The 19,928-nt window shown below is 72.5% G+C and carries 14 protein-coding genes and 1 tRNA gene; 8 read left to right on the top strand and 7 right to left on the bottom strand.

Annotated elements, in window-relative coordinates; genetic code table 11:
• Nucleotides 1-135: 135 nt before the first annotated feature.
• The gene (locus tag ACOBQB_RS22720) at nt 136-1,410 is read right to left on the bottom strand and encodes a hypothetical protein (protein WP_423593982.1); all 1,275 of its coding nucleotides are present in this window, start codon (nt 1,408-1,410) and stop codon (nt 136-138) included.
• Between the two features lie 627 nt (nt 1,411-2,037).
• A tRNA-Arg gene (locus ACOBQB_RS22715) sits at nt 2,038-2,110 on the bottom strand.
• A 270-nt stretch (nt 2,111-2,380) separates the two neighbouring features.
• Between ACOBQB_RS22715 and ACOBQB_RS22710 the strand changes: the two genes are divergently transcribed.
• The 7 genes from ACOBQB_RS22710 (at nt 2,381) to ACOBQB_RS22680 (ending at nt 11,611) form a co-directional block, all read left to right on the top strand.
• Complete coding sequence (locus ACOBQB_RS22710) at nt 2,381-4,105, top strand: dynamin family protein (RefSeq protein ID WP_423593981.1); 1,725 nt, start codon at nt 2,381-2,383, stop codon at nt 4,103-4,105.
• Nucleotides 4,102-6,207, top strand: a complete 2,106-nt coding sequence (locus ACOBQB_RS22705) for a GTPase (RefSeq protein WP_423593980.1) — start codon at nt 4,102-4,104, stop codon at nt 6,205-6,207. The genes ACOBQB_RS22710 and ACOBQB_RS22705 overlap by 4 nt, the downstream gene beginning before the upstream one ends.
• Nucleotides 6,208-6,462: 255 nt before the next feature.
• Nucleotides 6,463-6,888, top strand: a complete 426-nt coding sequence (locus ACOBQB_RS22700; RefSeq protein ID WP_423593979.1) for a single-stranded DNA-binding protein — start codon at nt 6,463-6,465, stop codon at nt 6,886-6,888.
• Nucleotides 6,889-7,286: 398 nt separating this feature from the next.
• A complete protein-coding gene (locus tag ACOBQB_RS22695) occupies nt 7,287-8,654 on the top strand; it encodes a Cys-Gln thioester bond-forming surface protein (RefSeq protein WP_423593978.1) in 1,368 nt (455 codons plus the stop codon).
• A 131-nt stretch (nt 8,655-8,785) separates the two neighbouring features.
• Nucleotides 8,786-10,450 carry an energy-dependent translational throttle protein EttA gene (gene ettA, locus ACOBQB_RS22690; RefSeq protein WP_423593977.1) on the top strand — a complete coding sequence of 555 codons (1,665 nt, stop codon included), beginning with the start codon at nt 8,786-8,788 and terminating at the stop codon, nt 10,448-10,450.
• A 7-nt stretch (nt 10,451-10,457) separates the two neighbouring features.
• Nucleotides 10,458-10,898 carry an acyl-CoA thioesterase gene (locus ACOBQB_RS22685; protein WP_423593976.1) on the top strand — a complete coding sequence of 147 codons (441 nt, stop codon included), beginning with the start codon at nt 10,458-10,460 and terminating at the stop codon, nt 10,896-10,898.
• Entirely contained in the window at nt 10,895-11,611 is a 717-nt protein-coding gene (locus ACOBQB_RS22680; protein WP_423593975.1) for a hypothetical protein, read from the top strand. The genes ACOBQB_RS22685 and ACOBQB_RS22680 overlap by 4 nt, the downstream gene beginning before the upstream one ends.
• 67 nt (nt 11,612-11,678) lie before the next feature.
• Here the strand turns inward: ACOBQB_RS22680 and ACOBQB_RS22675 are convergent, their stop codons facing one another.
• Complete coding sequence (locus ACOBQB_RS22675; RefSeq protein WP_423593974.1) at nt 11,679-12,092, bottom strand: globin; 414 nt, start codon at nt 12,090-12,092, stop codon at nt 11,679-11,681.
• Between the two features lie 112 nt (nt 12,093-12,204).
• Here ACOBQB_RS22675 and ACOBQB_RS22670 point away from each other — a divergent pair, with 112 nt between their 5' ends.
• Nucleotides 12,205-13,167 (top strand): methyltransferase domain-containing protein, encoded by a 963-nt coding sequence (locus ACOBQB_RS22670; protein ID WP_423593973.1) that lies wholly within the window; start codon nt 12,205-12,207, stop codon nt 13,165-13,167.
• Nucleotides 13,168-13,191: 24 nt separating this feature from the next.
• Here ACOBQB_RS22670 and ACOBQB_RS22665 read toward each other — a convergent pair whose 3' ends face one another.
• The 4 genes from ACOBQB_RS22665 to ACOBQB_RS22650 all read right to left on the bottom strand — a co-directional run bounded on the left by ACOBQB_RS22665 (nt 13,192) and on the right by ACOBQB_RS22650 (nt 19,925).
• Nucleotides 13,192-14,562 carry an FHA domain-containing protein gene (locus ACOBQB_RS22665; protein ID WP_423593972.1) on the bottom strand — a complete coding sequence of 457 codons (1,371 nt, stop codon included), beginning with the start codon at nt 14,560-14,562 and terminating at the stop codon, nt 13,192-13,194.
• Nucleotides 14,563-14,662: 100 nt separating this feature from the next.
• Nucleotides 14,663-16,021: a vWA domain-containing protein gene (locus ACOBQB_RS22660; RefSeq protein ID WP_423593971.1), complete on the bottom strand. Its 1,359-nt coding sequence runs from the start codon at nt 16,019-16,021 to the stop codon at nt 14,663-14,665.
• A 70-nt stretch (nt 16,022-16,091) separates the two neighbouring features.
• Complete coding sequence (locus ACOBQB_RS22655; RefSeq protein WP_423593970.1) at nt 16,092-17,774, bottom strand: PP2C family serine/threonine-protein phosphatase; 1,683 nt, start codon at nt 17,772-17,774, stop codon at nt 16,092-16,094.
• A gap of 3 nt (nt 17,775-17,777) precedes the next feature.
• Nucleotides 17,778-19,925 carry a tetratricopeptide repeat protein gene (locus tag ACOBQB_RS22650; RefSeq protein ID WP_423593969.1) on the bottom strand — a complete coding sequence of 716 codons (2,148 nt, stop codon included), beginning with the start codon at nt 19,923-19,925 and terminating at the stop codon, nt 17,778-17,780.
• Nucleotides 19,926-19,928: the final 3 nt, after the last annotated feature.

Raw genomic sequence — 19,928 nt, 5'->3', positions numbered from 1 at the left:
TCTGCGGTTGCGCTGTGAGGGGGTGTTGGCGGGCCTGTCAGGGCGACCGGGGGCAGGCGTCCGGCGACGGCATACCCGAGGCTGGTGCGCATCCTGCGGTATCTCGTCGGGCCGCGGTTGCGCCGTGAGGGGGCGTCAGCCGGCTGTCACGGCCACCGGGTGCACGCCTCCGGCCACGTGCACCCGGAGCGTGACGAAGACCCCGGACGGCGCGTTCGCGTGCGGCACGCTGCCGCCGCTCACCAGCCACGCGTACAGCGCTGAGGCGTACGCCGCGGGGTCGGCGTCCGCCTCCGGGTGCGCGGACAGCCGGAGCAGCCCGTGCTTCCGGCTGCGCACCGTGCAGCTGCCGGGGCTGCTCACGTACGCGGCGAGCGCACTGTGCGCGTACCGCCCCAGGGTCTCGGCAGTCCACAGCTCCGGCCCGCCCAGACGCGGGTCGTCCTTCGGCGCGTCCCGCACGATCACGTCGGCAAGCTCCAGATCGCCCGGGTCCCGGGTCTCCTCGTCCACCGCCAGGTGAACGTCCCCATCCGCGCCGTACGGGTGCTCGGTGGCTCGCTCGACGACGACGTCGGTGCCGGTGACGCGGGTGAGGACGCGCAGCGGGGCGGTACGCCGTGGCGGGGTGTGCGGGGGCAGGGGCAAGGGTTCCAGTAGAGCGGGGGCCTCGGGCTCGGGGAGGTCCATCAGCGCGTAGAAATGCCGCCGCAGGAGCGCGGCCGAGGCGCCTGGGGCGGATGTGACGAACTCCGCGGGGTCGGCCGCCGGGCGGTGACCGGCCAGCAGCCGCTCCACCTGAGGCCGCAAGGGGCCGTACGGGTCGAGGCGCGGCGCGCCCCGGACGAACGCGGCGAGCGGCGTGTCCGGGTCCAGCCGGTCCCGCCCGTCGGCCGCCAGCAGTACGGGGGTTCCCAGGGCGGACGCGTAGTAGGTGACGGCACCGAAGTCGCCGACGACGGCGTCGGCCGCGAGCAGGGCCTGCCGCCAGGCGTGAGCGGGGTCGATCAAGGTCAGCCCGCTGCGGAGGGCGCGGTCCAGCCAGGCGCGGATCTGGCCGGGGCCGTGTCCGTGCCAGATATTGGGGTGCAGCACGACAGCCACTCGGTAGTCGTCGGCGGGCAACTCCGCGGTGAGCCGGGGAAGAAGCCCCGGAAAGACGTCCTGGCCGCCACCGCTACCGCCGCCGCTACCGAAAAAGCCTTCCGGGTTCCAGGTGGAGTTCAGTACGACGAGCCGCTGGCCCCGTCGTACGCCCAGGGCCCGCCGGAAGCGGTCGCGGTACGGGCGCGCGGCGAGCATCCGGTCGAAGCAGGGGTCGCCGGCGAGCACGGAGACATCCACGGCTTCCGGGCACACACGACGCAGCCGGTCCGTCTGCTCGGGGTGCGACAGGACGAGCCCGTCCATGAACGGCTTGCCGTCGGCAAGAAGCCACTCCGGAGAGAGCCCGAACGTCGGCTCCCGGCTCCCGGCTCCCGGCTCCCGGCTCCCGGCTCCCGGCTCCCGGCTCCCGGCTCCCGGCTAGCTTCTTAGTGTATCCAACGCCATGCGAGAGAATGGTCAACTTGCCCTGAATCGCATCGATTTGCCCACCGAAGCTGGCGGACACGGCCAGATCGACGGGCGTGGAAAGCGCCTGACCCCAGGGCAGCACGGGAAGGCCGAGATCGGCGGCGAGTTCATCGACTCCGCCCTGAAAGGCCGAGGATCCCGTGGACGTCAGAAGCAACTGCACGCGGAAGTCGTCATGGAACAGCGGCAGCACATCGAGGAGCCGACCGGCGGAGGTGGTGTTGTGTACCACCAGGAGGACTCGACGCTGCGCCGTACGGCTGGCCCAACGTCCCGCGTCATGCCCGACCGGCACGCGTATCGGCAGGGGTTCCGCCCGCACGTGTGCCCCTCCAGAGCGTGTGTGGTGCTGTCGCGAGTGCTACGGAGTGATCACTGTAACCGCGTCGCGATGCCGCCCCCCTGCCGCGGTCGGCAAGAGAGGCCCTCCAGGGGAGGGCCGAAGCCCGCATGGGCGATAAGTGCCCCCGGCAGGACTCGAACCTGCGGCCAAGCGCTTAGAAGGCGCCTGCTCTATCCACTGAGCTACGGGGGCCGGGTGTGGCCGGGTGGCATGGAATCCGGATGTGGGGGAGATCCGTGACCTTGCCGGGGACAAGGATAGGGCTCCCGGGTCCCCGTCCCTGGTGCTTCGCCTCCGCGCCGCGATGTGGAGGTTCGGTGAAGCGGTCCTGATAATCGCAGGCAGGTGCGAATCTCGCATCGCTTTTGGCGCCTCACGCCCCGGGTGTTGTGCACTCGTTATGCCTGCGCCCCGGCCATCCCTTCCCTCTGTGGTGTCCGATCGGCGCGCAGAGGCTCTCATATGCTTCAGAAAACCATCAAAATTGGGCATTCTTCGCATGTGGTGACCTTGGACGTACGGCCTCAATTGCTTGACGCACTCTCCGCCCTGCGCGAGCGTGTCGCCGCCGCACGCTTTCCGCTCCCCCTGCCGGGGGCGCCACGCGCGCGTGCCAACAGGGACGAGTTGCTCGCACAGCTCGACGACTACCTGGTGCCCCGGCTCAAGGCGCCCGAAGCGCCGCTGCTCGCCGTCATCGGCGGATCCACCGGGGCGGGCAAGTCCACCCTGGTGAACTCGCTCGTCGGCCGGCAGGTCAGCGAGGCGGGGGTGCTGCGGCCCACGACGCGTACGCCGGTGCTCGTCTGCCATCCGGACGATCACCACTGGTTCGCCGGGATGCGCGTCCTGCCCGACCTGACCCGCGTCTGGATGCCCCCGAAGAAGGCCGCGCAGGACGGCGAGGGGGGCAACGACGACGACCACGACAACGACGACGTTCCGGCGTACGGCGACGGCGGTGGGGGCGGCGTCGGGGGCGCCGAGGAACACGGACGCGCCCTGCGGATCGAGACCGCCCACACCCTGCCGCGCGGGCTCGCCCTTCTCGACGCGCCCGACGTCGACTCACTCGTCCCCGAAAGCCGCTGCCTCGCCGCCGAACTGATCTCCGCGGCCGACGTATGGGTGATGGTGACCACCGCCTCCCGGTACGCCGACGCGGTGCCCTGGCATCTGCTGCGTACCGCCAAGGAGCACGACGCCACCCTCGTCACCGTCCTCGACCGCGTGCCCCACCAGGTCGTGACGGAGGTGTCACGGCAGTACGGCGCCCTCCTCGCGAAGGCGGGGCTCGGCGACGTGCCGCGGTTCACCGTGCCGGAACTGCCCGAGTCCGCGGGCGGTGGCGGGTTGCTCCCCGCCACCGCCGTCGCGCCGCTGCGGACCTGGCTCACCCACCGGGTCCAGGAACCCGCCGCCCGCGCCACCGCCATCGCCCGCACGGCCCACGGCGTCCTGCACTCCCTCGACTCCCGGCTGCCCGAACTGGCGGGCGCCGTCGCCGCCCAGTACGCCGCCGCCCTACGGCTCACCGCCGCCGTCGACGAGGCGTACGACTACGAGTACGCGCGCGTGAAGGACCGATTGCAGGCCGGCGGCGTACTGGCGGGCGACGCCCTGAAGCGGTGGCGCAGCTATCCGCTCGACTGCGGGCCGGGCGAACTGCTCGACGCCATCGCCGAGAGCCTGGAGGCGCTGCTGCTGTGCGCCGTCACCGCCGCCGACGAGCGCGTCGACGAGGCCTGGCGGCGCGAACCCGCCGCGAACGCCCCGGGGCTCAACGACCGCGACCCGGAGGTGGAGAGCGCCGAGCACCGCATCGGGATGGCCGTCCGCAGATGGCGGCGTGTCCTTGAGGAGTACGCCGATGACGAGGTGCGCGGCTTGGAGGAGATCGACAGAAACGGTTTGCCCGACCCCGAGGTCGTGGCCGCGCTGCTCGCCACGGCCCTCCTCGGCGGGCACCGCGCCCGCGCGGCCGGGGAGATCCTCGCCGAGCGGATCGGCGCCCAGGGCGCAGTCCGGCTGCGCGACCGGGGCGGACGCCTGCTGACCGACTACCTGGAGAAGGTCCTCGCCGCCGAACGCGAACGGCGGCTCGCACCCCTGTACGCCCTCGACGTGCACCCCGAACCCCAGGCCGAGCTGATCGCCGCCCTGTCCGTACTGCAGAAGGAGAGGTGACCGAGGTGACGGCCCTCACTGATCACACCGAACGCGACGAGCGGGAGGAGCGGGAGGAGCGAAGGGAGCGAGGTGAACGGGAGGAGCGAGGCGAGCGCCAGGAGCGGGAGGGGGCGGCTGCCGGGCGCGTGGGACTTGCGGGGCGCGCAGGGCGCGCGGGAGGCCAGGCGGGCACGGCCTCCACGGCTGGTACGGCCTCCATGGTCGATGCCGCTGACCAAGCAGGCCCGGCAGGCCCGGCGGCGCCGGGGCGCCCCGTGGAGGCCGGCCGGCTCGGTCGGTCCTCCACAGGACACCCCGAGCAGAAGTCCAGCCGGTCCCCCGAAGAACCCAGTCCCGGCCCCGGCCCCGGCCCCCGCCTCGGCCCCGGGCAGCCCACCGCCGACTCCGAAGAGGCCTGGGGCGACGGCCTCATCGCACGCCGTGTCACGGACGCCTCAAAACCCGTCACCACCACCCGCGCCTACGCCCCCGCCGCGCCCCCCACGTCGTACGACGGGCCCCTGCGCGCGCGGCTCGACGCACTGCGCGAACTCGTAGGCCTGTCCCGCACCCGCCTCGACGGCGAAACGCTCGCCGAGGCCGGACGGGTCCTCGATGAGGCCGACGCCCGGCGCAGGCTCTCCGAACGGCACACCGTCGTCGCCATCGCGGGCGCCACCGGCAGCGGCAAGTCGACCCTCTTCAACGCTCTCGCCGGCGTGATGATCTCGGACACCGGCGTACGCAGGCCGACCACCGCCGCGCCCATCGGGTGCAGCTGGACGGACGGCGCCGCGGGGCTGCTCGACCGGCTCGGCATCCCGGGGCGGCTGCGCCGCCGCCCTCTCCAGGGTCCCGGTGCCGACGAGCTCCAGGGGCTCGTACTGATCGACCTGCCCGACCACGACTCGGCGGTCGGCGAGCACCGTGAGCACGTCGACCGGATCCTCGGGCTCGTCGACGCCGTCATCTGGGTCGTCGACCCGGAGAAGTACGCGGACGCGATGCTCCACGAGCGGTATCTGCGGCCCATGGCCGGGCACGCCGAGGTCACCTTCGTGGTGCTCAACCAGATCGACCGGCTGCCCGGGGACGCCGCCGACCAGGTCCTCGACGACCTGCGCCGGCTCCTCGACGAGGACGGCATCGCACTGGGCGAACACGGCGAGCCGGGCGCCACGGTGCTCGCCATTTCCGCGCTGACCGGCGAGGGGATCGGCGATTTGCGGGAGGCTCTCGGCCAGTTCACCCAGGAGCGGGGCGCTGCCGTCCGCCGCCTCTCCGCCGACCTGGACGCCGCCGCGCGACGCCTGCGTCCGGTGTACGTCGACGGGGCGCCCCGCAGCCGGAGCCGCGGGCGCGTGGGGCTCAGCGAGGAGGCCCGTGAGGAGTTCGCCGACCGCCTCGCGGACGCGGTGGGCGCAGCGGCGGCCGGGGACGCGGCGGAACGGGCCTGGCGCAGACACGCGGGCAAGGCGTGCGGCGACCCCTGGCTCAGGCTCTGGCGGTGGTACGAGTCGCAGCGTTCGCCGCACGGTGCCGCCGTGACGCCCGTGGCCCTGCCTCCGGTCGACGAGGAGGTGACGGCGCGCCAGCGCGTGGAGCACGCCGTGCGCACGGTGGCCGACGAGGCGGCCGCGGGACTGCCCGTGCCGTGGGGGCAGGCTGTCCGGGAGGCCGCGGTGCGCGGTGCCGAAGGGCTGCCCGAGGCGCTCGACAGGCTGGCGGTGACGGCGGGTGTGCCGGTCGGTCGTCCGCCGCGGCCCAACTGGTGGCCGGCGGCGGTCCTCGCGCAGGCGGCGATGTCGATGCTCCAGGTCGTGGGCGGGCTCTGGCTGCTGGGGCAGATCATCGGCATCGCCGACCCGAACCTCGGTGTGCCGGTGCTGCTGATGCTGTCGGGCATCGTGGGCGGCCCGTGCGTGGAGTGGGCGAGCCGGCTGGCCGCGCGGGGACCCGCGCGGCGGTACGGGCAGGAGGCGGAGCGGCGGCTTCGGGAGGCGGCGGCCGGGTGCGGGCGCGCCCGGGTCCTCGATCCGGTGGCCGCCGAGCTGCTGCGGTATCTGGAGGTCAGGGAGCAGTACGTGCGGGTGACGGGGTTGCGTGGGGCCTTTGGGTGAGGGAGGTGGAGCTCGGGAGAAAGGAGAAGGCGTGTGAAGGCGCGCGATGGCGGGTGAGGGCGCGTGAGGGCAGGTGAGGGCGGGTGAAGGACACCTTCGGGTGACCGAGTTGTCCACAACCGGTGGGTAGCGCACAGGGCTCAGCGGGTTCGGCCGGACGGGTGCAGTCTGAGAGCGCAGCCGCGGAAAGGCGCGGCGGCACGGACGGACGACGGACGGCCGGACGGCCGGCCGGACGCACGGGAGGGGCAGGGCATGAACGAGACGATGGTGACCGTGGTGGGGAACGTCGCGACGACGCCGGTGTACCGGGAGTTGCCGTCGGGACCGGTGGCGCGGTTCCGGCTCGCGGTGACGGCGCGGTACTTCGACGCGGTGAAGAACACCTGGAACGACGGGCACACCAACTTCTTCACGGTCTGGGCCAGGCGCACACTCGGCAGCAACGTGCAGGGATCGCTCGCGGTCGGCGAACCGGTCATCGTGCAGGGGCGGTTGAAGGTGCGCGACGAGGAGCGCGGCGGGCAGCACTGGACGTCGGCGGACATCGACGCGCAGGCCATCGGCCACGACCTGTCGCGCGGAACCGCGGCGTTCCGGCGGGTGGGCAAGGCGGACGCGTCGCTGACGGACCCCCTGCCCCTGCGGGAGCCGGCACCGGAGCCGGAACCGGTGGGCTGATGGTGACGGTCAGTCAACTGCGTTGCCCAGCCGCTCTGAATGCCCGTTGATTTGTCGATAAGCCCAGCTCGGGAGGGGCGTTGGCGATAACGATTCCGAGTCGGATCGGTTATACGACGGTATGACTGAGGGTCGTGGTGCGCCGCTTCCCTAGGATGCCGGACGTAGCTCACGGGGCAGTTGGCAGGTGATGCCACGCAGGTGGCAGGGGATCCTGCCCCTTTCGATCTGCTGGCGGGACCACCCCCCACGGTATGAACGGGTCCCGCCCGGAGGGGAATTCAGTGTTTTCGGCGTTTTCTGCGTTTTCTGCGTGTACTGCGTTTACTGCGTCTTGTGCGGCGCCTGCTTCGTCCGCGGTGCCGAGACGCAGCCGAGGCGCCGCCCGCCTTGCCGCCGTGACCGCGGCGTCGGGGCTCCTCGCCGCGGGGGCGTTGGTGGGCGCGGGCCCAGCGGTGGCCGAAGAGGTGCCGCAGCACGGGGGCGGTGCGACCGCGACGCTGGGCGGGCTCCAGACATACGAGCAAGCGGTCGTCCGTGAGGGCGGCAGCTCGCAGCAGGTGCCCGCCGGGCTCTTCGAGATGTCCGTGGAAGGCGGCGGCACCCTCCAGACGTACTGCGTCGACATCCACAACCCCACCCAGAAGGACGCCAAGTACCAGGAGACCCCCTGGAGCGGCACGTCGCTGAACGACAACCGCGACGCGGGCAGGATCCGCTGGATCCTCCAGCACTCCTACCCGCAGGTGAACGACCTCGCGGCGCTCGCCAAGAAGGCGGGCGCGACGTCCCTCACCGAGCAGACCGCCGCGGCCGGCACCCAGGTGGCGATCTGGCGGTACTCGGACGGGGCGCACGTCGACGCCCTCGACCCGCAGGCCGAGAAACTGGCCGACTATCTGCACAAGAGCGCACGCGCGGGCGTGGAGCCCAAGGCGTCGCTGACGCTGGATCCGCCCGCCGTCTCCGGACGCGCGGGGGAGCGGCTCGGCCCGGTCACCGTGCGGACCGACGCGGAGGCGGTGACGGTCACCCCGCCCGCCGACTCGGCGGCGAGCGGAGTGAAGGTGGTCGGCAAGGACGGCAAGCGTGTGAAGTCCGCGCGGGACGGCAGCCGGCTCTACTTCGACGTGCCGAAGGACGCGCCGGACGGCTCGGCCGCGCTCTCCGTGCAGGCGTCGACCACCGTGCCGGTCGGCAGGGCCTTCACCTCCGAGACCAGGAGCCAGACACAGATCCTCGCAGGCTCCAGCGAATCCACGGTGTCGGCGAGGGTGACGGCCGACTGGGCGGAAAAGGGTGCCATACCAGCGCTCTCGGCGGAGAAGAACTGCGCCAAGGGTGGCGTGGACATCACCGCGAGCAACAAGGGAGACGCCCCCTTCACCTTCCACCTGATGGGCTTCAAGCACACGATCAAGGCGGGAGCGTCGCAGACGGTGACGATCCCGTTGCAGGAGGACCAGCCCTACGACTTCACGATCACCGGACCGAACGGCGTGCAGAAGCGGTTCAAGGGCGTGCTCGACTGCCGGACGGAAGGCACCGCGCTCGGTACCAAGGCACAGCCCGTCTCCGAACCGAGCCCCGCGTCGGCCGGCGGCACCTCGGGCGGCGCCGACCTCGCCGAGACCGGCAGCTCCGGCAATACGCCGCTGATAACAGGCATCGCCGTGGGGTTCGTCCTGCTCGGCGGCGCGGCGGTCTTCTTCCTCCGCCAGAAGAAGGCCCCGACGAGCACGCCGGAGACACCCACCGAGAAGTGAACACGGGGTCACTCGACTGACCAAGCGTGACGACCGCCGCCCGGCAGGCAACCAGCCGGTTTCCGCCTGGGGGCGGCCGTCAGGCAAGATGGGGTGTATCTGCCCACTCACTGATTGCCGGACGGTTTCTCTTGGCTGAGTACATCTACACCATGCGCAAGACGCGCAAGGCGCACGGCGACAAGGTGATCCTCGACGACGTCACCTTGAGCTTCCTTCCTGGCGCGAAGATCGGTGTCGTGGGCCCCAACGGCGCCGGTAAGTCCACGGTGCTCAAGATCATGGCGGGCATCGAGCAGCCCTCCAACGGCGACGCCTTCCTCTCGCCCGGTTACAGCGTCGGCATGCTCCTCCAGGAGCCGCCCCTCGACGAGTCCAAGACCGTCCTGGAGAACGTGCAGGACGGGGCGAAGGAGGTCATGGGCAAGCTCAAGCGCTTCAACGAGGTCGCCGAGCTGATGGCCACCGACTACTCCGACGCGCTGATGGAGGAGATGGGCAAGCTTCAGGAGGACCTGGACCACGCCAACGCGTGGGACCTGGACGCTCAGCTGGAGCAGGCCATGGACGCCCTGGGCTGCCCGCCCGGCGACTGGTCCGTCACCAATCTCTCCGGTGGCGAGAAGCGCCGCGTCGCGCTCTGCAAGCTGCTCCTCGAAGCCCCCGACCTGCTGCTCCTCGACGAGCCCACCAACCACTTGGACGCCGAGTCCGTGCAGTGGCTGGAGCAGCACCTCGCGAAGTACCCCGGCACCGTCGTCGCCGTCACCCACGACCGGTACTTCCTCGACAACGTCGCGGGCTGGATCCTGGAGCTCGACCGCGGCCGCGCCATCGGCTACGAGGGCAACTACTCCACGTACCTGGAGACCAAGCAGACCCGTCTCAAGGTCGAGGGGCAGAAGGACGCCAAGCGCGCCAAGCGCCTCAAGGAAGAGCTTGAGTGGGTGCGGTCGAACGCCAAGGGGCGTCAGGCCAAGTCCAAGGCGCGTCTCGCGCGCTACGAGGAGATGGCCGCCGAGGCGGACAAGATGCGGAAGCTGGACTTCGAGGAGATCCAGATCCCGCCGGGCCCGCGCCTGGGCAACATCGTCGTCGAGGTCAACAACCTCTCCAAGGCCTTCGGCGAGAAGGTCCTCATCGACGACCTGAGCTTCACCCTGCCGCGCAACGGCATCGTCGGTGTCATCGGTCCGAACGGCGCGGGCAAGACCACGCTGTTCAAGATGATCCAGGGCCTGGAGGAGCCGGACGCCGGTTCCATCAAGGTCGGCGACACGGTCAAGATCTCGTACGTCGACCAGAGCCGCGCCAACATCGACCCGAAGAAGACGCTCTGGGCGGTCGTCTCGGACGAGCTGGACTACATCAACGTCGGCCAGGTCGAGATGCCGAGCCGTGCCTACGTCTCCGCCTTCGGGTTCAAGGGCCCGGACCAGCAGAAGCCCGCCGGCGTGCTCTCCGGCGGTGAGCGCAACCGCCTGAACCTCGCGCTCACCCTCAAGCAGGGCGGCAACCTGCTCCTCCTCGACGAGCCGACCAACGACCTCGACGTCGAGACCCTGTCCTCCCTGGAGAACGCGCTCCTGGAGTTCCCGGGCGCGGCCGTGGTCGTCTCCCACGACCGCTGGTTCCTCGACCGCGTCGCCACCCACATCCTGGCGTACGAGGGCGACTCCAAGTGGTTCTGGTTCGAGGGCAACTTCGAGGCCTACGAGAAGAACAAGATCGAGCGCCTCGGCCCGGACGCGGCCCGTCCGCACCGCGCCACCTACAAGAAGCTGACGCGAGGCTGAGGCGGCAGTGGCTCGACACATATACCAGTGCCCGCTGCGCTGGTCGGACATGGACGCCTTCGGGCACGTCAACAACGTCGTCTTCCTGCGGTATCTGGAAGAGGCGCGCATCGACTTCATGTTCCGGCTGGCGCCGGGTGACGGATCCCCGTCGTTCTCCGGCGGTTCGGTCGTGGCCCGCCACGAGATCGACTACGTACAGCCGTTGGTGCACCGGCACGAGCCCGTCACCATCGAGTCGTGGGTGACGAAGATCGGTGCGGCGTCGCTCACCATCGCGTACGAGATCAAGGACGCGGACCAGGTGTATGTGCGGGCCTCCACCGTGGTCGTCCCCTTCGACCTGGAGGCGCAGCGGCCCCGGCGGATCTCCGCCGAGGAGCGGCAGTTCCTCCAGGAGTACGTCGACGACTCCGCCGACGGCGGTTCGGGGGCACTCGCCGCATGACCGCGACCGCGCGGCTGCACTTCGCCGACGCCGGGGAGGCGGCGGACCTCGCCGCCTTCCTGGCCCGGCTGATCCACTACGACAAGGCCGCCGCGGTGCGGTTGCAGGCCGCCGGGGACACGCTCGCCGTGTTCGGGCGGCCGCCGTCGTTCGAGGTGCTCGCCATCCGTACGGCGCGGCTCGCCGAGCCGTACGGACACGGACTCGACGCCCCGCTCGGCACGACGCCCGGCACGCCGCTCGACGTCACCGTCTCCGCGGGTGAGTTCCTGGAGTCCGTGGGGGAGTCGGCGCAGTCCGAGACGGCGGCTGGGATCGCCGCCGTGCCCGGGGCCGTCACCGGGCCGCCGTGGGCGGGCGTGCTGCCGCCGCGGGGCGGATGGCGGCAGGAGCCGGGGCTTCCGGCTCCGGATACGGTGCGGGAACTGGTGCGGGTCGCCGTGGGCGAGTTCCGGTCCCGCGTCGAGCAGCTGCCCGCCGAACGGCGGGTGCGAGCCGAACTGGACCGCGTGGGGCGGGAGATCTGGTCCCGGACCATCGGCGAGACACCGCTGCCGGTGCGCGCCGCCCATGCCGCGCAGGCGCTCGGGTTCCTGCGGGGCGACGCGCTGACCTTGCTGTCCTCGGGGGCGTGGCTCCGGCTCCGTACCGCCTACGGGTCGGTCGCCGTGCGGCGCGCCGGGGCGGTCGGGCTCCCCGTCACTCCCGCCTAGGCGCCGGCCCGGGCGGGCCCAGGCGGCCCAGGCAGGCAGGGCAAGTGGGGCAAGTAGGCGCCGCCCGTCAGCCCTCGGAGTTCACCATCGACGCCGCCGCGTACGTCAGGTAGTTCCACAGGGTCCGCTCGTGCTCCTCGGAGAGGTCGAGCTCGTCGACCGCCGCGCGCATGTGCTTCAACCAGGCGTCGTGCGCCGCCCTGTCCACGGTGAACGGCGCGTGCCGCATCCGCAGCCGCGGGTGGCCGCGGTTGTCGCTGTAGGTGCGCGGGCCGCCCCAGTACTGCATCAGGAACAGCACGAGGCGCTCCTCGGCCGGACCCAGGTCCTGCTCCGGGTACATCGGCCGCAGCAGCGGGTCCTCCGCCACCCCCCGGTAGAACAAGTGGACCAGGCGCCGGAAGGTCTCCTCGCCGCCGACCTGTTCGTAGAAAGTCTGCTCCTGAAGCGTGCCGCGTGGGATCTCTTTCACACCGTCCATGGTCTCAGACGGCGCGACCGAGGACGGAAGGCTTAGGACCACCGCCCCCGGGCAGCGGCTCCGAGCCTCCTCGCCACTCGCATCGGCGGCGTCCGCGCAGCACAGTGGACCCATGGAACCCGATCCTGCACTCGTCGCCGAGGCCCGGTCCGCCCTCGTGCGCCAGATCGAGGCGAGCGGGGCCTGGCGGGACGACCCGGCCTGGCGGGGGGCCTTCGAGGCCGTGCCGCGCCACCTGTTCGTCCCCTATTACTACTCCACCAGCACGGGCGGGGCCCACGAGCGGCTGTGGGGCGAGGACCCCGACCCGGAGCGCCGCGCCCGCTGGGTGCGCGGTGCCTACGCCGACGCGCCCCTCGCCACCCGGGTACGCGACGGCGAGCTGGTCTCCTCCAGCAGCCAGCCGTCCCTGATGGCGATGATGCTGACCGCGCTGCGCGTACGTGAAGGAGATCGCGTCCTGGAGATCGGCGCCGGGACCGGCTACAACGCCGCCCTGCTCGCCCACCGCCTCGGTGACGACCAGGTCACCACCGTCGACCTGGATCCGGAGATCACGGAGTCCGCGCGGCGGCACCTGGCGGCGGCCGGGCACCACCCGGCCGTGATCACCGGGGACGGGGCGATCGGCTGCCCCGAGCGCGCCCCGTACGACCGGATCATCGTCACCTGCACCCTGACCTCGGTGCCCCGGCTGTGGCTCGCCCAGTGCACCCCGGGTGCCCGAATCCTCGCGCCGCTGGCCACCGGGCTGATCGCGCTGACCGTGCGGGACGCCGAGCACGCCGAGGGGCGCTTCCTGCACACGCCCGCCTACTTCGTGCCGTTGCGGGGCGGCGGCACGGGCGTTCCGCACGAGCAGCACACCGGGGGGCTGCCCCGCAGGGCCCTACAGCACGAACTCTTCCGGTTCCTTCTGGAGCTGACCGCGGGCAGCCTCGACCCGCACGAGGCGCTCGCGCTGTGGGAGCGCGAAGGCCGCCCGGCGCGCGAACGCTTCGGGGTGTCCGTGCGCGGGCGGTACGAGTGGGCCTGGCTTGACGACCCCGAAGGGCCGTATGCCTGGCCGCTGTGACGTGACCGCCCGCCGCGGGGCCCGCTAGTCGCGGCGGACCGTGATCGTCGTCCAGGCGCCCACGTGCACCTGGTCGCCGTCCTGGAGCGGCACCGGGACGAACGGCTGGATGGGCTCCTCGCCGCCGTTGACCGTGGTGCCGTTGGTGGAGTTCTGGTCGACGACTGCCCAGCTGCCGTCCTGCTGCTGGACCAGGATCGCGTGCTGGTGCGAGACGCCCGGGTCCTCCGGGGGCACCGACAGGTCGATGTCCGGGGTGTCGCCCGTGGAGTGACGGCGGCGGCCGATGGTGATCTGGTTGCCGGCCAGCGGGCGCTGCTGCTCCGGCGAGTACGCGGGCAGGTTCAGGCCCGACGCCTCGGGGCCGCTGCGCTGCATCATCGCCATGAAGTACTCGCGGTCGGGACCGATCGTCGCCGTCCACGAGCCGGGGCCCTGCTGCTGAGGGGGTGCCTGCTGCTGCGGGGGCCCCTGCTGGAAGGGGTCCTGCGACTGCGGCGGCAGCGGTCCCTGCGGGGCCTGCGGCTGCGGCGGACCTTGCGGGGCCTGCGGCTGCGGCGGGACCTGCTGGAACACGTCCTGGCGCTGGAACGGCTCCTGCGGCGGGGCCGGGGACGACGGCGGCGAGATCACCCAGTCGTCATCACCGCCACCGCCGCTGCCACCGCCGAAGGACGGAGCGCCGGAGCCCGGCGGCGGGGGAGGCGGGCCCTGCGGGGCGCCCGTCCCCTGCGGGAACGCGGGCGGCGCGGGCGGACCCGGCTGCGCGGGCGGACCCGGCTGCTGGAAAGCCTGCGGGGCGCCGGGCGGGGCCTGGCCGTGACCGCCCTGGCCGGGATCCCCCTGACCGGGACCGCCGCCGTTTCCGGTGCCGTTGCCGAACGGCGGGATCGGCTCGGCCGGCCGGTTCATCTGCGAGGGACGCGAGCCCTGGTACTCGTACGAGTCCTGCCCGGGGTGGCCCGGCTGCCCGGGGTGTCCGCCGGGCGGCTGCTGCTGGAACGGCTGCCCGGGGCGCGGCGCGGGCGCGCCGGGTCCGCCCTGGGTGTTCGGCAGCGGCCGGATCGGCGCGGCCGGGGTGTAGGACGTCGCGGTGTTCGTCAGGAAGTTCCAGCGGCACTCCTCGCAGAACGGCGCGTTCGCCTCGCGGGGTGTGCGGCACTGCGGGCAGAGCTCCGCCTCGGACGCGGGATCCGGCACGGCGGCCAGATGCGGGCGCCCGGGGCCGGGCTGCGAGAAGTTCGGGTCCTGGCCGGGGGGCGGCGGCGGATAGCCGTAGCCGGCGGCGGGCGGCGGCGGGGGAGGCGGCGGCGGTACGGCACCGGCCATGCGGTGACCGCAGACCTCGCACCAGTCGTCGGAACCCGACTGGTGTCCGTTCGGGCAGGTCGGCATGTCGGCGCTTCCCCCTCTCCTTCTCCGGCCCGAGGGCCGTACGTACTGCGTCTCACTGGTCCACGGCGCCGGGGCGCCGCGCTACTGCTTCACACGTTCTTCACGACTGCTTCTTCACGCGAACGGTCTTCGTCGACCGGGTTTCGAGGGTCATCTCGTCGGCCTCGGCGACCTTCGCCTTCAATCGAACAGTACCTTCCGCGGCATCCACCACGTCCACCACCTTCGAAAGCAGTTTCGCCGTATCGGCGTTGCCGGAGGTGGCGGCGAGCTGGACGGCGCGGCCGAGTTTCGCCGTCGCACCGTCGAGATCTCCCGATTTGCGGGCGTCGAGTCCCTGCTGGATGACGTGTGCCAGTTCCGCCTGGCCCGTGTAGTGCGCGACCTGCGGGTTGATGGAGGTGGAGGCCGCCATGTCGTCCGTCCACACCGCCCGCACCAGGCCCTGCGACAGCGTCTGCGTACTGCCGTCGGGCTGCGGCACGACCAGGGAGACCCGGGCCGCGAGCATCTCCTGGCCGAGGTCGGCGCCCGGCACCCGCACACAGATGTGGTAGTCGCGTGACTCGTCGCCCCAGGACCCCGTCGGGTAGTCCCCGGCGCGCGGCCCCGCCTCCGTGCGACGGCCCGTCAAGTCCTCGACGGTGGGCGCCACTTGTTTCACGAACTGGATCTCCACGCCCACTGGAGTCCACAGCCGCAGGCTGACGTCGGCGACCTCCTTGCCCATCGCCTCCTCCATCATCCGCGTGAAGTCGGCACAGAGCCCGGCCGGGTCGGCGACGATGTCGGCGGTGCCGAGCAGCGCGGAGGCGATCCCTGTGACCTCCTTCACCTCCCAGTCCGTGCCGACGCCGCGGGCGTCGCAGGTGAAGCGGCCCGCACAGGCGTCCAGCGTGGCCTTGAGGTCCTCGGGTGACTCGTGTTCGTTGCGGCCGTCGGTGAGCAGGATGCCGTGGCGCACCGCGGTCGGGGCGACGTCGGCGGAGGCGAGGAGCCGGTCGGCGAGCCGCAGCCAGGTGCCGATGGCCGTGCCGCCGCCCGCGCTGAGCCTGCGCAGCGCCTGCTTGGCCTGCCCGCGGGTACCGGCGTCGGCCACCGCGAGACGCCCGCCGCCGGGGTAGACCTCCTTGGCGACATGGGTGCCGCCGATCACCGCGAAGTGCACGCCGTCGCGCAGAGCGTCGATCGCGGCGGCCGTGGCGTCCCGCGCGCCCCGCATCTTCGTCGGCGGATAGTCCATGGAGCCGGAGCAGTCGACCATGATCGCCACGGCGGCGTCCGGGCCCTGCCCCGCGGAGTACAGGTGCGGCGCGCTCACCGCGGAACCGATGGTTCCGCCTCCGGTGGAGGTCACCGTCGCGATGGCGTTGACCTCGCGGCCGCCCTCGGGCAGGAACTCGTTCTGGTAGACGTCGACCGAGAACTGCGGCACGTTCGACTTCGAGAAAATGGCCATGGATGCTGCTCCCCCTCAGATCCCCGGATACTCACGGCCCCGGCGGCCCCGGTACGGCCCCCGTACGGCGCTAGGCCGATCCTGCCCCTTGGGGCGCGTACGGGAACGGGACGACCGCCACTGTTACGTTGTCGTGGCCCCCGCCGTCCAACGCGTGGCCGACGAGGACCTGGGCGCTGTGCAGCGGCCGGACCGCGGCGTCGGCGGGCACGGCCCGCGCCATCTCCTCGACGGCTTCGGCGTAGTTCCACAGTCCGTCCGTGCACACCACCACTACACCCGCACGGTCCGGCTTGAAGGAAGCGGTGTGCGGCTCCAGTTCGTACGCGTCCGCGCCGAGCCAGCCCGTGATGGCGTGCGCGCGCTCGTCGGCGTACGCCTCGGCCTCGTTCATCAGGCCCGCGGCGACCATCTGCGCCGCCCACGAGTCGTCCTCGGTGAGGCGGACGGTGGGCCCGGTGCGGTCGTCGGGGACCCAGTAGGCGCGGCTGTCGCCGACCCAGCCGATCACGAGCAGGCCGCCGGCGACGACCGCGCCGACCAAGGTGCAGGCGGGCGCGTTCTGGTGGGGGCTGTGCTCGCGGGCGGAAGCGGGCTCGTCCGCCAGGGCGTTGACGGCGTCGGCCGCCGAGAGGATGGCGTCGTGCATGGCCTGCTGCGGGTGTGTCCCGCGCTCCAGCGCGTCCTGGAGGGATTCGGTGGCCGCGCGGGAGGCGGCGAGCGAGGCCTCGTCGGGCCGGGTCGCGGAGGAGACGCCGTCACAGACGATCGCGACGACGGCGGGGGAGCCGTCGGGCAGCGCGGCCGCGGAGATCGCGAACGCGTCTTCGTTGCGGTGGTGGCGCAGGCCCCGGTCGCTGACGGCGGCGACCGCGTCGAGCTCCTGCTCCATGTGGTCGCGCTCGCGCGGCTGGGCGTGCCCGCAGTTCTCGCAGTATCCGTCCGGGTCGACGCGGCCCGAACGGCAGGCCACGCAGAGCGTGGTGCCCGGGGGCGGGGCGGGGTCGGGCAGGGCGGTGCGCGGGTCGGCCGCGGTTTCCGGGGCGGGCGTGGCTTCGGGGACGGATGGGCTTTGCGGGGCCGGTGGGCCTGGCGGGACGGGCGGTCCTTGTGGTGTGGGCGGCGCGGGTGGTCCCTGCGGTGCGGGCGGTCCCTGTGGTGCGGGCGGTCCTTGCGGGGTGGGTGGTCCCTGTGGTGCGGGCGGTCCTTGCGGGGTGGGTGGTCCCTGTGGTGCGGGCGGTCCTTGCGGGGTACGCGGTCCTTGCAGGGCGGGTGTGGTGGCCGGGACGGGTGGGCCTTGCGGGGCGGGTGTAGTGGCTGGGGCAGGCGGTCCTTGCGGTGCCGGTGGGCCTTGCAGGGCCGGCGTGATTGCCGGGACGGGTGGTCCCTGCGGTGCCGGTGGGCCTGGCGGGACGGGCATGGTTTCCGGGGCCGGTGGGCCTTCGGGGGCGGGCGTGGCCTCGGGGGCGGGCAGTGGGTACTCCTCCGGCTCCGGCAGCTCCGTGCCCGCCGAGTCGGTGCCCGGCAGGTCGGTGGGCAGATGGGTGGGCGCCGGGGCGTCGGAGCTGTCCGCCTCCGGGGCGACGGGCCACTCCGAGGGCTGACCGGCCGTGCTCGCCACGCCGTTGGGCGAGGCGGCGGGGCGGGCCGGCACCGCCGACAGGTCGTACCCGCACGCACCACAGAACAGGTCACCCGACTCCAGCGGCTCCTCGCAGCTGGGGCAGGCAGACAGTTGGGGCATCTGCGACATCACTCACACCCACGTCCGGGGGCGGAAACGGTTGGCCCGCTCCACCAGTTCGATCCTCTCCTCGCCACCCTGTGCGAGCCGGGCCAGTGTCCGGTACGAACGCTCCAGGCCGAACCGGAGACCGCGCTCGTCCAGATCACTGCCGAGCAGCACGGTCCGCGTTCCGGTGGTGGCCGGTGGCGCGGATACGTGGCCAGAGTGCTTACCGGAGAGTACCCAGTCGAGCGCCGTCCCCAGAACCTCGGTCGCCAGGCGCTCCCTGCGCACCGCGTCCAGACCGAAGCCCGCGAGCATCTCGATCTGCCCCGCCGCCGCCGTCAGGTCGTCCAGGAACGACGGGCCCGGCGACGCCACCTGACCCTCCATACGACGGCGAAGACGCGCCCGCACCGCCGCGACCCGGGCCGCGGTGTAGTGGATGGACGACTCCGGCACCGACTCCAGGGTGCGCACCGCGCCGGCCCTGTCGTCGGCGGCGAGCCGCACCCGGGCCAGACCGAACGCCGCGCTCACATAGCTCGGGTCGGTGGCCCACACCAGGCGGTAGTACTCGGCGGCGTTGTCCAGCTGGCCCAGGACCTCCGCGCACACGCCGAGCGCCAGCTTCGGCGCGGCCTCGCCGGGGAACGCGTCGTAGACCGCGTCGAAGGAGAGCGCGGCGCTCTCGAAGTCGCCGGTGGCCAGGGCCGCGACGCCCCGGTACCAGACGACCCGCCAGTCGTCCGGGTGGCGCCGCTCCAGGCCGGCAAGCGCCTCGGCGGCGGAAGCGACCTCCCCCATGGCGAGCCGCGCGCGCAGGCCGCGCAGCTGGAGCTCGACGGAGTCGGCGGGCGCCGCCCCCAGCGCGGTGATCAGCTCGGCGGGTGCGGAGGCCATGAGTCCGGCGAGGAAGCCCGCGTTCGGGTCGTTCGGGTCGACGCGCGGCACCGGCAGCGCGAGCGCGGTCGCCGTGGCGTCCAGGGGCCGCACGATCGCCGTCACCGGGGGCGCGGGCGGCAGTTCACGGCGGGCGCCCGAACCCGCGGGGACGAGCGGACGCACCCCGAGCCGCGACACCTCGCCCGGCAGCTCCGCGAACAGCTCCGTGTCCGTGACCTTCACCTCGGGGCCGAAGAGCGTGGAGAGCGCGGGGCGCGGCTTGCCCGTCTGGAGCGCCACGACCTCCCGCAGCACGCCCGTGAGCTGCTCGGCCATCTCCTGCGCGGAGGCGAACCGGCGGGCCGGGTCGGGGTCGGTGGCGCGCACCAGGAGCCGGTAGAACGACTCGTACGTACGGAAGACCTCGATGTTGTCCGGGTCGGGCAGGGAGTCCACGAAGACGTTCGTATAGCCCTGGAAGTCGAAGGTCAGGACGGCGAGGGTGCGTGCGACCGTGTAGAGGTCGGAGGCCACCGAGGGCCCCACCTCGGCGACTTCGGGGGCCTGGTAGCCGACCGTGCCGTAGATCGCGGACTCGTCGTCGTCCATCCTGCGGACGGCGCCCATGTCGATGACCTTGAGCTGGCCCTCGGTCTGGATGGCGTTGTCGACCTTGAAGTCGCAGTACAGCAGATTGCGGCTGTGCAGGTGCCCGAGCGCTTCGAGGGCCTCGATGCCGTACGCGCACGCCTGCTCGACCGGCAGCGGATCGCGCCTGCCGCCGGGCGTGCGGCGGCCGTTGGCGATCTCCTTCAGGGACTTGCCGCCCACGTACTCCATGACGATGTAGCCGTCCATGGAGCCCGTGCGCTGGTCGAGGTGCTCGACGAAGTTGTAGATCCGCACGATGTTGGCGTGCTCGATCTCGGCGAGGAAGCGCCGCTCGGAGATCGCGGCGGCCATCGCGTCCTGGTCGCCCGTGTCGAGCAGGCCCTTCAGGACCACCCAGCGGTTGGACACCGCCCGGTCGATGGCGAGGTAGACCCAGCCGAGACCGCCGTGCGCCAGGCAGCCCACGACCTCGTACTGGCCGTGCACGATGTCGCCGGGGTTCAGCTTCGGTACGAACGAGTACGGGTGGCCGCACTTGGTGCAGAACCCCTCGGTGCGGCCGGGCCGCTCCCCGCGCGCGCGGCCCACCGGCGCCCCGCAGTCGGAGCGCGAGCAGAACCGCTTGCGCTCGGGCACCTCCGGGTTCTGCTGCACCGCGCCGCGCGGATCGGGCCGCGGCACGTC

The organism is Streptomyces sp. G5(2025) (genome assembly GCF_049542075.1).
GTDB lineage: Bacteria > Actinomycetota > Actinomycetes > Streptomycetales > Streptomycetaceae > Streptomyces.
This window is presented reverse-complemented; position numbering and strand designations above follow the sequence as displayed.

Excerpts from the sequence above, each read along its gene's own strand:
- ACOBQB_RS22720 (WP_423593982.1), bottom strand. The coding sequence starts at position 1,410 with ATGGACGGGCTCGTCCTGTCGCACCCCGAGCAGACGGACCGGCTGCGT.
- ACOBQB_RS22710 (WP_423593981.1), top strand. The coding sequence starts at position 2,381 with ATGCTTCAGAAAACCATCAAAATTGGGCATTCTTCGCATGTGGTGACC.
- ACOBQB_RS22700 (WP_423593979.1), top strand. The coding sequence starts at position 6,463 with ATGAACGAGACGATGGTGACCGTGGTGGGGAACGTCGCGACGACGCCG.
- ACOBQB_RS22680 (WP_423593975.1), top strand. The coding sequence starts at position 10,895 with ATGACCGCGACCGCGCGGCTGCACTTCGCCGACGCCGGGGAGGCGGCG.
- ACOBQB_RS22675 (WP_423593974.1), bottom strand. The coding sequence starts at position 12,092 with ATGGACGGTGTGAAAGAGATCCCACGCGGCACGCTTCAGGAGCAGACT.
- ACOBQB_RS22670 (WP_423593973.1), top strand. The coding sequence starts at position 12,205 with ATGGAACCCGATCCTGCACTCGTCGCCGAGGCCCGGTCCGCCCTCGTG.
- ACOBQB_RS22665 (WP_423593972.1), bottom strand. The coding sequence starts at position 14,562 with ATGCCGACCTGCCCGAACGGACACCAGTCGGGTTCCGACGACTGGTGC.
- ACOBQB_RS22660 (WP_423593971.1), bottom strand. The coding sequence starts at position 16,021 with ATGGCCATTTTCTCGAAGTCGAACGTGCCGCAGTTCTCGGTCGACGTC.
- ACOBQB_RS22655 (WP_423593970.1), bottom strand. The coding sequence starts at position 17,774 with ATGTCGCAGATGCCCCAACTGTCTGCCTGCCCCAGCTGCGAGGAGCCG.